Origin of the sequence: Mycobacterium sp. UNC410CL29Cvi84 (assembly GCF_000686745.1) — a bacterium.
Classification (GTDB): Bacteria; Actinomycetota; Actinomycetes; order Mycobacteriales; family Mycobacteriaceae; genus Mycobacterium; species Mycobacterium mucogenicum_B.
Genome location: NZ_JMLM01000007.1, coordinates 281,707 through 295,467, shown reverse-complemented (window position 1 = coordinate 295,467; position 13,761 = coordinate 281,707). Strand labels below are relative to the sequence as shown.

12 protein-coding genes are annotated in these 13,761 nt (G+C 65.0%); 9 read left to right on the top strand and 3 right to left on the bottom strand.

All coding sequences use genetic code 11. The features are described from left to right. The 3 genes from BR47_RS0112040 to BR47_RS0112030 form a co-directional block, all read left to right on the top strand. Positions 1-784, top strand: a 784-nt coding sequence (locus BR47_RS0112040; RefSeq protein WP_029119674.1) for a sensor histidine kinase, incomplete at its 5' end; no start/stop codon positions are given. A 61-nt stretch (positions 785-845) separates the two neighbouring features. Further along, positions 846-2,780, top strand: coding sequence for an ArnT family glycosyltransferase (locus BR47_RS0112035; protein ID WP_036427124.1), 1,935 nt, complete (start codon positions 846-848; stop codon positions 2,778-2,780). Between the two features lie 615 nt (positions 2,781-3,395). Further along, entirely contained in the window at positions 3,396-4,748 is a 1,353-nt protein-coding gene (locus BR47_RS0112030) for a cryptochrome/photolyase family protein (protein WP_029119672.1), read from the top strand. A gap of 108 nt (positions 4,749-4,856) precedes the next feature. On the opposite strand, the gene BR47_RS32580 is transcribed toward BR47_RS0112030, so the two are convergent. Beyond that, complete coding sequence (locus BR47_RS32580) at positions 4,857-5,096, bottom strand: hypothetical protein (protein ID WP_051128539.1); 240 nt, start codon at positions 5,094-5,096, stop codon at positions 4,857-4,859. A 464-nt stretch (positions 5,097-5,560) separates the two neighbouring features. On the opposite strand from BR47_RS32580, the gene BR47_RS0112025 reads away from it, so the two are divergent. The 4 genes from BR47_RS0112025 to BR47_RS30340 all read left to right on the top strand — a co-directional run bounded on the left by BR47_RS0112025 (position 5,561) and on the right by BR47_RS30340 (position 9,573). Further along, entirely contained in the window at positions 5,561-6,058 is a 498-nt protein-coding gene (locus BR47_RS0112025) for a TspO/MBR family protein (RefSeq protein WP_029119671.1), read from the top strand. A 57-nt stretch (positions 6,059-6,115) separates the two neighbouring features. Then, positions 6,116-6,469, top strand: coding sequence for a GerW family sporulation protein (locus BR47_RS30345; RefSeq protein WP_020102527.1), 354 nt, complete (start codon positions 6,116-6,118; stop codon positions 6,467-6,469). A gap of 186 nt (positions 6,470-6,655) precedes the next feature. Further along, entirely contained in the window at positions 6,656-7,066 is a 411-nt protein-coding gene (locus tag BR47_RS0112015; protein WP_020102528.1) for a hypothetical protein, read from the top strand. Between the two features lie 203 nt (positions 7,067-7,269). Then, positions 7,270-9,573, top strand: coding sequence for an alkaline phosphatase family protein (locus BR47_RS30340; protein WP_020102529.1), 2,304 nt, complete (start codon positions 7,270-7,272; stop codon positions 9,571-9,573). A gap of 4 nt (positions 9,574-9,577) precedes the next feature. On the opposite strand, the gene BR47_RS32070 is transcribed toward BR47_RS30340, so the two are convergent. After that, positions 9,578-10,723, bottom strand: coding sequence for a nuclear transport factor 2 family protein (locus tag BR47_RS32070; RefSeq protein ID WP_177127322.1), 1,146 nt, complete (start codon positions 10,721-10,723; stop codon positions 9,578-9,580). Positions 10,724-11,052: 329 nt separating this feature from the next. On the opposite strand from BR47_RS32070, the gene BR47_RS0112000 reads away from it, so the two are divergent. Both BR47_RS0112000 and BR47_RS30330 read left to right on the top strand, forming a co-directional pair. Then, positions 11,053-12,114: an NAD-dependent epimerase/dehydratase family protein gene (locus tag BR47_RS0112000; RefSeq protein WP_231506694.1), complete on the top strand. Its 1,062-nt coding sequence runs from the start codon at positions 11,053-11,055 to the stop codon at positions 12,112-12,114. Between the two features lie 32 nt (positions 12,115-12,146). Continuing rightward, positions 12,147-12,803 carry a nuclear transport factor 2 family protein gene (locus BR47_RS30330; protein WP_177127321.1) on the top strand — a complete coding sequence of 219 codons (657 nt, stop codon included), beginning with the start codon at positions 12,147-12,149 and terminating at the stop codon, positions 12,801-12,803. A 66-nt stretch (positions 12,804-12,869) separates the two neighbouring features. Here the strand turns inward: BR47_RS30330 and BR47_RS0111990 are convergent, their stop codons facing one another. Then, positions 12,870-13,745 carry a helix-turn-helix domain-containing protein gene (locus BR47_RS0111990; RefSeq protein WP_029119669.1) on the bottom strand — a complete coding sequence of 292 codons (876 nt, stop codon included), beginning with the start codon at positions 13,743-13,745 and terminating at the stop codon, positions 12,870-12,872. Positions 13,746-13,761 lie beyond the last annotated feature (16 nt).

The following is a 13,761-nucleotide window of genomic DNA, read 5'->3' as shown; positions in this document are numbered from 1 at the left end:
CGAGGTGGGCCGGCTCGGCACCGCTCTCAACAGCATGGTCGACCGCGTCGCCGACGGGCTGGCCACCCGCCATGCCAGCGAGACCCGGGTACGCCAGTTCGTCGCCGACGCGAGCCACGAGTTGCGCACCCCGCTGGCCTCGATACAGGGATACACCGAGGTGGCCCGCCGCCTGGTCACGGGAATACCCGGGGACGCGACCGATGCGTCACGCGACGATCTGGTCTATGCGCTGACCCGCGTCCATGCCGAGTCCTGCCGAATGAGTCAACTGGTCGAGGACATGCTGCTGCTGGCCCGGCTCGACGCCGGCCGGCCCTTGGCCCATGACGAAGTCGACCTGTCCCAGATGGTGATCGACGCGGTGAGCGACGCCCACATGGCCGGCCCCGAACATCGGTGGGCCCTGGACCTGCCGGATCACCCGGTGATCGCCGTCGGCGACCGGCCGCGGTTGCAACAGGTACTGACCAACCTGCTGTCGAACGCCCGCGTCCACACCCCCGCCGGCACCACGGTGGTCACTGCGCTCACCGATACCGCCGACGGTGCCATCTCGTTGACGGTGTCCGACAACGGGCCCGGCATCCCCGCCGATGTGCTGCCGGACATTTTCGAACGCTTCGCGCGAGGAGACGAATCCCGATCGCGTGCGGCCGGCAGCACCGGCCTCGGTTTGGCCATCGCGCAAGCCGTCGCCAAGGCACATCGCGGCACCATCGCAGTCGACAGCAGCCCGAATGGGTCTGCATTCACAGTGATGCTCCCGGCACGCGACGCATAGTCATAGCCGCGCCCAAGAGTCAACCAACGGACTACCCAGCTAGGCCGCAGAAGATGCGAGCATGTTGCAGAATCCGACCTTGCACCCTGCGCGGCTGCCCCAGACCGCTCATTCGCGGTCCTCAGTGACAGACCCAAGGTGGGCGCGGCCCGCTGTCGTGGCGCTACTGGTGTCCACCGCCGCGTTCTGGAGTGTGACGCTGGGCCGGATGGGTTGGGCCAACGCGTTTTACGCCGCTGCGGTGCAGGCCGGCACCCAGAGCTGGAAGGCCTTCCTGTTCGGCTCATCGGACGCCGCCAATGCGATCACGGTGGACAAGCCACCCGCGTCGCTGTGGCCGATGGAGTTGAGCGCCAGGATCTTCGGCGTCAACACCTGGTCCATCCTGCTCCCGCAGGTCTTGATCGGCGTCGCGTCCGTCGCCCTGTTGTATCTGATCGTGCGACGGCGATTCGGCGCAGTGGCCGGCCTGATCGCCGGTGCCGCGCTCGCTTTGACGCCGGTGGCCACGTTGATGTTCCGCTACGACAATCCCGACGCGCTGCTGGTGCTGTTGATGATCGGCGCGGTCGGCGCGCTGTTGCGGGCGGTGGAGGACGGCCGCACCCGGTGGTTGGTCCTGTGCGGTGCGCTCATCGGATTCGGTTTTCTGACAAAGCAATTGCAGGTCATGCTGGTGGTTCCGGGACTGGCCCTGACCTATCTGGTCGCCGGTCCGCCGCGGCTGCGCGCCCGGTTGCTCCAACTGATCGCAGCTCTGCTGTCGATGGTGGCGGCAGGTGGCTGGTGGGTCGCCCTGGTCGAGCTCATCCCCGCCGCCGACCGGCCCTACATCGGCGGGTCGACCGACAACAGCTTCTTGAATCTGACGTTCGGCTACAACGGCATGTCCCGCCTCAGCGGCGGTAAAGGCGGGTTCCCGGAGCCGCCACCGGGACTTCCCACGCCCCCTGGTGGCTCGCACGGCGGATTCCCGTTCGGGTCGGAGCCGAGCATCCTCCGGCTGTTCACCGGCGAATCCGGGGCCCAGGTCTCCTGGCTGCTGTCTGCCGCGTTGATCTTCCTGGCCGTGGGAATCATCCTGTGCGGCAAGGCTGTCCGCACAGACGCCGGACGCGCTCAGTACCTGGTGTGGGGCGGTTGGCTGCTCGGCACCGGCGGTGTGCTCAGTTTCATGTCGGGGATGTACCACGACTACTACACGATGGCACTGTCCCCCGCGGTCGCCGCACTGGTCGGTATCGGGGCGACCGATCTCTGGCGCCGCCGATCGACCACCTGGATCTGGCTGGTGCTGGCCGCGACGACCGCGATCACCACGGGCTGGTCGTGGGTACTGCTGAACCGCACACCCGATTTCGTGCCCTGGCTGCGCTGGGCCGTACTGGCGGCCGGGATTGCCGCAACGGCGCTGTTGCTGCTGGACCGCCTGCGCGGCGCCCGATTCGGATCGTGGGCTGCCGCCCTCGCCGTCGTCGCGGCGCTGGCCGGCCCGTTCTCGTACTGCGTGCAGACCGTGGCCACGTCACACAGTGGCGGCATCGTGACCGCGGGCCCGCAGGTGGCAGGCGGCCACTCCCCCGGGCCGCTCCCCGGATTCGACAAGGCGCCCAGCGCCAACCTGGCACAGCTCTTGCAGGCGAACGCCGCCGAGTACACGTGGGCGGCGGCCACGAACGGCTCCAACGAAGCAGCCAACTACCAGTTGGCTTCTGGCGAGCCTGTGATGGCGATCGGCGGATTCATCGGCAGTGACCCGTCGCCGACGCTGGCTCAGTTCCAGAAGTACGTCGCTGACGGGCAGATTCACTACTTCATCGGGTCTCGTGGACCGGGTGGACCCGGGATGCCTGACGGGCCCGGGCCGCAGGACAAGGACAAGTCACCGACCGAGGGCACCAAGATCGCCGACTGGGTGAAGCAGAATTTCACCGCTGCCGCCCTCGACGGGACGACGTACTACGACCTGACCGCGCCGCAGTACGACGTCAAGTAAGCCGCCGACGCAGAATTCGGTTGACGGACAACGCAACAGCGAATGACGCACCGGGCGGTTGACGATCAGGTCAGCCGCCCGGCTGCGTTCGGGTCCGCTCGGGCAAGGACCTGACAGCGATCTCGGCAGCAGGTTCGGTGACCTGCTGAATCACGATGGCAGCAACGGCCGCGCCCAATCCTGCTCCGACACTTACCAACCCGACGGCCGCCAGCACGATCCCAGCCCGACGACGCGTCGTGCGCTGCACGCCCATGAGACCATCTCCTCGTTGCAGAACATCCTGACAGCCGCAGACCATAGCTCAGCGACGTGCCGCGCGCCGAGCTCTCGAAAGTGCAGGCAGAGCACCGGAAATGGGCTGCGAACCGTGACTCACGGACAGACACCCATAATCGCCGCGTCCGGCTAATACTTTGGTGCGAAAGGCATTTCATCTCTCATCGACCGCCGCCGACGGCGACCGGGATCGAATCCGATTGACGACACGAGGCCCGTCGGACACCGCGAGCGCCGCCATATTCATATCGGCGCAATACGGAATCCATACGAATTCCCCAGCGTTGACCTTGAACCGGCTGGCGTTGTGGCCCGGCGGTCGGTAAGGATGGAACCGTGCCGTCCCTGCTCTGGTTCCGCCGAGACCTCCGGTTGAGCGATCTGCCCGCACTGTCGGCGGCGGTCGAGCAAGACCGTGAGGTGCTCGCCTGTTTCGTCCTCGACCCCCGTCTCGAGGCGTCTTCGAGCGCTCGCCGCCTGCAGTTCCTGGGAGATTCCCTCAGCCGGTTGCACGCTGATCTGGCCGGCCGACTGCTGGTCACCCGTGGTCGGCCGGAAGAACGAATCCCGTTGATCGCCAGGGAGATCAGCGCCTCCGCGGTTCATGTGTCCGCAGACTTCACCCCGTTCGGGCATCGGCGCGATGTGCGGGTCCAAGAGGCGCTGGGTGACGTACCGCTGGTGCCGACGGGTTCGCCGTATCTGGTCTCACCCGGCCGGGTCGTCAAGGACGACGGCACCCCTTATCGGGTGTTCACCCCGTTCTTCCGGCGGTGGCGCGATCACGGCTGGCGTGGGCCGGCGCGAACCGGGGTTCAGTCGGCACAGTGGGTGGATCCGGAAGGTTTGACTGCAGCGGCGACCCAACCGGCCGATATCCCGAATCCCGGTGTGTCGCTCTACTTGCCCGGCGGCGAAGCGTCGGCGTTGCAGCAGTGGCGACGATTCGCCGACTCGGGACTCGCGGACTACGCCGAACAAAGAGACCGTCCCGAGGCCGACGGCACCAGCGGTCTGTCCGCGCACCTGAAGTTCGGCACCATCCACCCGCGCACCATGGTCGCCGATCTCGACCTCGGCGAGGGCGGTCATGCTGCGTATTTGCGGCAGTTGGCGTTTCGCGATTTCTACGCCGCGGTGCTGCACCAATGGCCGGACAGCGCGTGGCACAACTGGAACCGCGATTTCGACGCGATCGAGATGGACACCGACGCCGGGGCGATCCAATTGTTCGAGGCGTGGAAGCAGGGCCGGACGGGCTTCCCGTTCATCGATGCCGGCATGCGGCAATTGAGCGAGACCGGTTTCATGCACAATCGCCTGCGGATGGTCGCCGCGTCGTTTCTGGTCAAAGACCTGCACCTGCCGTGGCAATGGGGTGCCCGCTGGTTCCTGGAGCAGCTGATCGACGGTGACATCGCCAACAATCAGCACGGCTGGCAGTGGTCCGCCGGCAGCGGTACTGACGCCGCTCCGTACTTTCGGGTGTTCAACCCCACGGCGCAAGGGCAGAAGTTCGATCCATCGGGGGCGTACATCCGCCGGTGGGTGCCCGAGCTCGCGGATGTCGCGGACGCTCACCTCGCCTCGGGTCCACGTCCACCCGGTTACCCGTCACCGATCGTCGACCACGGCGACGAACGCGCCGAAGCACTTCGGCGATATCACGCCATCGGGAGTCGCGGCTGAACCGCCGCCACCGAAACGTGCCGACCGCCCGGCTGCGCCCCGGTCCACATCAGCGGTAACCGGTGCACGTGCCGGGCGGTCGAGTCGCTACGCCGACTCAGCGTCCGATCAGAACGGCGGAGGCGGCAGGAGCGGACCACCCGGCGGCGGAACGTCCGGCCCCGGAGGCGGGACGCCGGGACCACCGGGCGGCGGCAAACCGGGTCCGGGCGGCAGGATGCCCGGACCGGGCGGCGGGGGCGGCTGCGCGCCGGCAATCGCGGCGCCGAATCCCGCGCCGGTACCCATCAGCGCGATCGCAAGCAATGCGACCCCTGCGCGTTGACGTGTCTTGTGCTGCATTGACATTCGCACATCTCCTCGTTGTGGAACTACTGACAGTCGCCGACACTAACGCAATTTGTAAGTGGGGTGAATTGTCAAATTTCGATAACATCGCACCCCGGAATGTTATTCGAAAAACGATTCGGTCAATTTCACCGGCAGCCGGAATGCGGCCAACTCCATTGTTGGACAACCACTTTCATGAGTTCGCACACGGCCCTACAATTCTGATTCACTCACCGAACGAGTGAATAGAACACATTGCACACTTTCCGATCACCCATCTCGGCGCCATATTCATATCGGCGCAATACGGAACTCATACGAATTCCCCAGGCTCGGGGGCGGACGTGAGTCGCAACAACCACGATCACGTCGCGCACCGCGGAAATCAGGTCGATACCGCGGCGTATGGCAGCATCGAATGAGCGTCCCTGGCATTTGCCCGGAGCGCTCGCGATTCGGCCGTACCCGGGGGAAGGATTTCCATGCGTGTCACCACCTTGCTCATCACGGGAGTTGCGACTGCTGCCACCGCGGCGATCGGCGGAGCGGCCACGGCGCCGGCGGTCCGATCGAGTTGGTATGCGCAGTTGCGCAAGCCGGCCTACCAACCGCCACGTCAGGTGTTTCCGGTGGTCTGGCCGGCGCTCTACGCCGACATCGCCGTGGTGTCGGCCGCCGCGATCGACGAATTGGGGGCGACCGGCCGCGACAGCAAGCGCCGTGCCTACCGAAACGGGCTCGCACTGAACCTCGCGCTCAACGCGGCGTGGTCCTGGCTGTTCTTCAACCGCCGTCGCTTCGGCACCGCGACCGCGGTCAGCGCCGCGCTGACGGTGAGCAGCGCCGATCTGACGCGGCGGGCCACCGACGCCATCGGTGGGCGCGCCGCGCCGTTGGCGCTGTATCCGTTGTGGTGCGCTTTCGCCACCGTGTTGTGCGGGCACATCCGGCAACTGAACCGCCGAGCCGAACAGTCATAGCGTCCGAAGGTCTGGCACAGCACGGGGCAATCGACTTACGCTGGCGACTATCGCTCGATGCATGCGGAGGCCAGGTTGCAGAATCCGGAAGCTTTTCTCGACCAGTTCGCCGATGACGCGGCCGGGCGGGTGTTCGCCGAGCCGTACCACACACCCGATGGATCGACTGTGATTCCCGTCGCCAAGGTCAGCCATTCCGGCAGCGGAACGACGGCAAAACCACTGGGCGTCTTCGTGATCCGCGACGACGGAACGACCTGGGTGCCGGCCGTCGATGCCGACCGGATCGCGTTGATCGGTGTGGTGACGGGCCTGGTGGCCGCGACGATCGGCTGCCTGACGCTGCTGCGGCGCCCGCCGTGGCCGGACCTGTCCGACCACGGGCATCCGGCTTCGCGTCGGCACCGCTGAGTTCGTCCGCGCCGGGCGCGGATTTCATCTCACAGATTCAAATCGTCGACTTGTCGACACTTGCGTAGTTTCGCGAGCCCGCCTCTGGGTATCTGGTGTTGCGGGGGTCGTGGAGTTGTTCTGCCGCGGGACAGCGCGGAAGAGCGATTCCTCTTTCATCACGAGCACACGCAAGGAGTTCAACCCATGACCTTGAAGAAGACCGCAGCGCGTGCAGTCGCAACCAGCATGCTTGGCCTGGCCGGACTCGGTATCGGGGCCGGTCTCGCGCAGGCGGATCCGCATACCCCGATGCCGCCGCCACCGCCGGTACCCGGCATGACCGGACCTGGCGTAAACGCCGGAACTCCGGGCAATCCGCTCCCGCCGGGACACGGCTACCTCCCGCCTCCTGGACACGGCGGACCGATGCCGCAGGACCGCATTCCGTTCACCGCGACACCGTCCTGGGTCCTGGTCCCGGTCGTGCCGCCGATGGGAACGCCACCGGCACCGCCGCTCCCGGACTGGGCCACCGGTATGCAGGTGGTCTGGAACCCTGACCTGGGCGCTTGGGGCGTCTGGGACATGCAGGGCAGCGCGTTCATTCGCATCTAGCCAGTAACAAGCGGCCGCCACCCTGTCGTAGTGACGGGGTGGCGGTCGCCTGGCAGGCTGCCGACCGCAGCACTGGTCAGCACAATCCCGGGAAACTGTACGGAAACTCCCAGCCGCATCCCAGGCAGAAATGCTAACTCGGACGTCAATTCTTTCTACCGTTACCGCGGACGGTCAACAGCGGGCGGGCGGAAGGAACGACCATGGGTTGCTCACGGTACATCGGCCGGGTCGGCGCTCTGGCAGTGTTTCTCGGGGTCGGCGTATCGATCACGACCGGACAGACGACCGCCTACGCCGAACCGTCATCGCCGTCGACAGACACTTCGCATGCCGCGGAGGCGGCAACCCCCGGCAAACCGGCGCCCAAGCACGCGCCCGCCCCGGCGACAGCGGCAGCGCCCGATGCCGCGGCGGCCACGTCATCAGACGGGCCGGCGCCATCGGCCCACAAACCCAAGCGACAGCCCAAAAACAAGGGCGGCGAAGGCAGAAGCGCGGACGCCGCCGACAAGCGCCGTGACGCGAACCCCAGTCACCACGCGGACAGCGCCGTCAAGGCAGGGCCGACCTCAACTTCCGGCGAATCCATCGGCGCCACAACAAAAATCAGTCAGCCGCAGCCCGCCGCCACGGTCAAGCGCTCCCCCACACCGGCCATCGTCACAACCGCGGCCGTGCCCGCGACCGCATCGGTAGTCCGTACCGCGGCGGCACCACTGGCAGCGGTCGTCACGCCCAACGTGTCGGCCCCGACTGTTCCCAACCCGATCGGCCAGATCGTCACCGCGGCAAAGCAACTCCTCAGCATCGCGCTGAAACCGCTGGTGTCGGTCCTGCCGTCGAACGTGCCCGCCAATTCACCGGCCTTGTGGACGGTACTCGCGTGGGTGCGCAGGCAGATCGAGACGAATCTCCTTCCGCCCCATGTGGTTTCCGCCTGGAATGTGACCAGCCCGAACCTGCTGACCAACCCCGGCGCGGAGCTGGGTGATCCGTCGCTGTCCGGCGGCAGCACGGTGTCCATCCCCGGCTGGACCGTCACCGGCACGCCGACCGTAATCAAGTACGGCACCGTGCGCCAGCTCCCGTTGGGTCTGCCGACGCCGGGGCCGACGCTCCCGGCCATCTTCAACTTCCCCAGCGATCGGCCCACCCCGGGCGACACCCAGTTCTTCGGCGGCGGCAACGTCGCAACCTCCACGCTGACCCAGACGGTCGATCTCAGCGGCGCCGCGGCGGGCATCGACGCCGGCACGACACCGTTCAAGCTGAGCGGATTCCTGGGCGGCGCCATGATCGATCCTTCGGCCGCGTCGATCAAGGTCACGTTCTTCGACGCCGGCGGGACACAGCTCGGCGTCGGCAAAGTGGCACCGGTCGGTCCCCTCGAGCGCTGGTTCCAGACCGGATTGCTCGAACGCAGCACCGAAGGCACCATCCCCGTCAACACCCGAACCGCGCAGGTGGTCGTCACGCTCAAGGACTCGAACCCGCTGACCGGCGGCTACAACAACGCGTTCGCCGACGATCTGTCCTTCACCGTCGGGGCGTCGCTGCCGGCACCGCCGCCGCCCACGCCGCCGAAGTCGACGGTCGGCGCACTCGACCACATCTTCATGGTCTACCTGGAGAACAAGGGCTACAAGGACATCGTCGGCAGCGCCAATGCGCCGTACCTCAACAGCCTGATCGACACCTACGGCGTCGCGACCGACTACCACGCGCTGACGCACCCGAGCGATCCGAATTACTACCCGATCCTCGGCGGCTCCGACTTCGGCCTCAGCTACAACTGCGCGACCAACTGCATCGATGCCACCAACCTTGCCGACAGAATCGAATCGGCGGGCAAGACATGGGCCGGCTACGCGCAGGGCATGTCCGCCGCTGGGCCCTACGTGTCGACAAGCGGTTACGCGCCCGACCAGTTGCCTTTCCTGGCATATAGCGACATCTACAACAACCAGGCCCGCGCCACCGCGCATCTGCACCCACTGACCCAGATGGCGACAGATCTCTCGTCGTCGGCCACCACTCCCAATTTCGTGTGGTTCGCGGCCAACGAGGCCAACAACGGTGAAGGGCCGCTCGACTTCCCCGGCGGCTATCTCAATTACATCGGGGCGCTGCTCACCAACCACCAGTACAACGTGAAGGCGGCCGACCAGTTCGCTCAGCAGACCATCCCGACAATTCTGAATTCGGCGGTCTGGAACGACCCGACGCAGAAGTCGGCGATCGTCGTCACATTCGACGAAGACACCGACAACCTCTCGCTCGGCTTCGGCAACGGCGGCAATCGCGTTGTCACCGTGGTGATCCCATCTCCGGCAGCCGTCGACGCCGGGATGCGTTCGGGGAACTTCACCAGCACCAGCTACGCCAACCACTACAGCCTGCTGCGCACCATCGAGGATTCACTGCAATTGGGGCCGTTGACCAACAACGACGCCTACGCCGCGCCGCTCAACGACTTCTGGGGCACGCCGCCGGTCATGCCGTAGCGGCCTACGTCCGGCTGTCCGGCTTGATGCTTCCTCCGGTCTCCCCGGGCGTGGCCCTCTTGGCCTTATCGGTGGCGGGTGTGGGCATCGTCTTCTTCGCTCTATCGCCTGCGCGCGTCGGGGTTGTTGACTTGGCGCCTTCGACCGTGCCGCGTACCGAGGTGGGGCTGTCTGACGTCTTTGGCGACTTTGACGTGGAGTCGATATTCGCTCCATGCCGATCGCGAACCGCTTCTCTCGCTTGCGAATTGACGTGGGTGGGCAGCGCAGCAGCGTCAGCAACGCCGGCCACCGGGGTTCCGTTGGCACCGGCAGGCATTTTGGTAGTCGGAGACGAACCAAGACCCTGCTTCTTTGCCAACGGAGAGGCCTGGGCACCAGTGGAGGTGATGCCCGGAGGCTCGGTTGTCACGCCCGTCGAACCAGGCGGAACGGTGATCTGCTGGGCTTTTGCGGGTGGCCCACCGAAATTGCTGGCAATGGCGCCGACAAGCGCAGTGACAGCTTTGACGGGGATGTTGACCGCGGCCGGCACCGCATAGACCAACGTCGCGACGAGGCCACCCGATTTGTATGCGTTCCCCAGCCCGTTCGCGAAGTCCTGGAATGCCGGAAATTCCACGCCGAAGCCTGTGCGTGTGAGTTTGGAGCGGGTAATCAGCCACTGGCCGTTCACCTGTTCGTAGGTGTCTGTGTAGTGGCCATAGCCATGGATCGTCACCAAACCGGCCAGGGAGAGTCGATCCTGCATGGTCCACACCGCGGTCGCGGTGGTAGCCGACGTCAGCTCGATTTGTGGGTCGTAACCTTGGTGGCGGGTGTTGATTGCACTCAGTGTCACGGCCGTGAACGTGATGAACGAATCCCGGCTGGGGAAATAGGGTCCGAACGATCCCGTGGTGTCCACGACGGCGTCGGGGGCGAACAGCCGGCGCAGGGCAAGCCAGTTCTTGGTGTCGACGTCGTTGAAGTACGTCGCCTTGAGCAGTTCTACCGCCGCCGTCTCAGCGCTCGCATCACCAACGGAACCGACTGAGGCTGCCGTCGATGCGGATGACGCTGTCGAAACTTCTGACGCCGCATGGGATATCGGAGCTGCGCCAGCTCCGAATGCAACGGTGGCACTCAGCGCGACAGCGACACGCATCATGCGCCGTTCCTTGAACGGTCGGCAGGCTCTCGCCATTTCTACTCACCTGTCGATTATCTAAAGTTACTCTTCGAATAATCGAACGATAGGTGAAGCAACCTCGCTCGTCAACGACGACGGACGACTCCGGCCCGGAATGCGATATGCCGGGCCGTCGCTTGACCGGAGACCACGCAGCTCCCTAGTGTATCGATTATACGTTGTCAGTACTTCGAATATTCGAATCACAATCTCGATCAGCATGCGTTCACAAACGCAGGAGCAAGCATGACAAACGATGCGTCAGACGCTTACCCCATTGCCGTTCAACACAATCGAATGACGGCGCGTTGAAGCCGCCGGGCGACGAGCGGCGTGCGGTGAACGCCGGCTCACCGGAGAAGGTTCTGGTCATCGGCGCCAGCGGATTTCTCGGATCACACGTCACCAGGGCCGCAGTGGCCAGCGGCGCCGACGTGCGGGTGCTGGTGCGCCCGTCAAGCTCCACCGGCGGCATCGACGACCTCGACGTCGAACGGCGCTACGGCGATATCTTCGACGATGCCGCGCTACGAACGGCCATGTCTGACCGCGATGTCATCTATTACTGCGTTGTCGATGCCCGGATGTGGTTACGCGATCCCGCACCGCTCTTTCACACCAACGTCGAGGGACTGCGTCACGTCCTCGACGCCGCCACCGCAGCCGACTTGAAGAAGTTCGTATTCACCAGCACGACCGGAACATTGGCGATCAGTTCGAACAGTCTGGTTACCGAGGACGACCCCCACAACTGGACAGCCGGCGGCGCCTACCTCGAATCACGTTTGGCTGCCGAACAACTCGTCTTGCACTATGCGAACCACAGGGGCCTGCCGGCGGTCGCGATGTGCATCTCCACAACCTACGGGCCTGGCGACTGGCAGCCCACCCCGCACGGGTCGTTGATCGCGCGGGTAGCCGCGGGCAGATTCCCGTTTTACTTCGACTTTGCGTCGGAAACCGTCGGGATCGAAGACGCGGCACACGCTATGCTGTTGGCCGCCGACCACGGACGTGTCGGCCAACGCTACATCGTCTCCGACCGCTACCTTCACACCCGCGACATTCACCGGATCGCCGCAGAAGCCGCAGGCGTCAGCGTCCCACGTATCAAGTTGACGCTACCGCTTCTGTACGCCGCCGCCCACGCCAACGACCTTGCCGCAAGGCTGTTGCGCCGCGACCTCCCCTTCGCGGTGGCCGGAATACGCATGGCCGAATACATGTCGCCACTCGACCACGACAAGGCCCAACGCGAACTCGGATGGACGCCGCGACCGGTCGAAGAGTCAATCGCCGCTGCAGCCCGGTTCTTCCGGGCGCGCGATGGATCCGCCGCGCTCCGCGGCTCCTTGCCAGATTTCAGTTGAGAGTTCGATCCCACCGACAATGGAGAACAAACATGTACGTAGCGAGCTGTCGTCCGGGTCCGTTCGGCAACGCGCCGAGGCAGGTCTTGCGGTCCAGCATCGGCTTGGCTGCTGTGACAACACTGTTGTGCGGCATCAGCACCGTGAGTGCCAGCGCCGATCCCCTGCCCGCCCCGAGCCTCTGCACCTACTCGACTCCCCAGTCAGACACGGGCCCCGAGATTGACGCGATCAAGCAACTGAAGACAAGTTACTTCACCAATATCGACGCCAAAAACTGGGATGGGTTGCGCAACTTGCTCGCTCCCAACGTCACGGTGGACACACTGTGCAGCGCCGGCCCCGTCTTCACTGATCGAGACTCATTCATCGCTTTCCTCAAAGTCACGCTGGGTGGTGCCAAGACTCATCACCAGGGCTCCGAACCGAGCATCCACCTGACCTCTCCCACAACCGCCGAGGGTCTCTGGACTCTGCAGGACGTGCTGATCTTCAGCGACACCGTGGGCGTGCACGGATATGGGCACTACAACGACAAGTATCAGAAGGTCAATGGCCAGTGGGTCGAGACCTACTCCAAGCTGACCCGCACCCGTATCGACCTGATCAATCCTGACGGCACGGTGATCCAGGCGAACGCACCACTCGACCAAGTGGCCGCCATGGTCAAAAGCACTCTGGGACAATAGCCTCGATCGGTCGGCTCGACCCAACGGGTGCGCCTTTCCCGAGGGCCGGGCCGATCGGCACCGGTGTCAAGCCGGCTGTCCACCGATAGCAGCGGCAGCCCGGCGAAGACTGCGCCCCAATTGGTCAATCTTGCGCGATGAAAGATTGGTGAACGGGTGCACGGTGATGCTGTGGGTGACCCGACCCGATTGGCCGAACACCGGCACCGAGATCGCGCCCACGTAGTTGCGCTGTCCACGCGCTCCTGCTGAATTCGTTGCAGGACCGGTCATTTCGAGCAGCACGTTGTCAAGATTGTCGCGCATCGAATCCGACAGCGCTTCGGTCTGGAGTTTGGTCATCACCGGGATGGCCGACACCATCTCTGGGCTCATCCGTTCCACGCTGAACCCCTGACGTGCAGTGTCATCGAGAAACTCTTCGAGCTGAAGCTGGAATGCCCTGCTGAGCACCCCACTGCGCTCAATCCACGCCAGCCGCTCGTCACGAGATTCCCAGGCGGCATACGCCGGCCCGAATGGCGCCGCAAACGGCAGCCGGTCGCCCACTGCTGCGCGCCATTGGGTGTCGTGCCCGGTAGGCGCAGCTATGAAAGCTGTAATGACCAGTTGGTGTCCCACACGCTCGGACACCGAAGCAGCGTATCCGCCCTCGGCCGCGACGCTCTGAGCTACAGCATGCGCCGCATGCACAACAGACGACGGTTGATCAATCTGCGCGGCCAACCTCGCGAGTGCCATGCCGACCGTAAATGTCTTGTCAATCGGATCACGCGTCGCCCACCCCGCAGCGACAAGCTCTTTCATGATCATGTGTGCCGTCGCCTGATTAAGGTCCAATGCACTCACGATGTCACTGAGGCGAGCAGGCGCACCACCGCGTTCGATCAGCAATTCGACGATATCGATAACCCGGCGGGTGGGCGGCGAGGAACCCGGCACGACATGCACTCCCTGA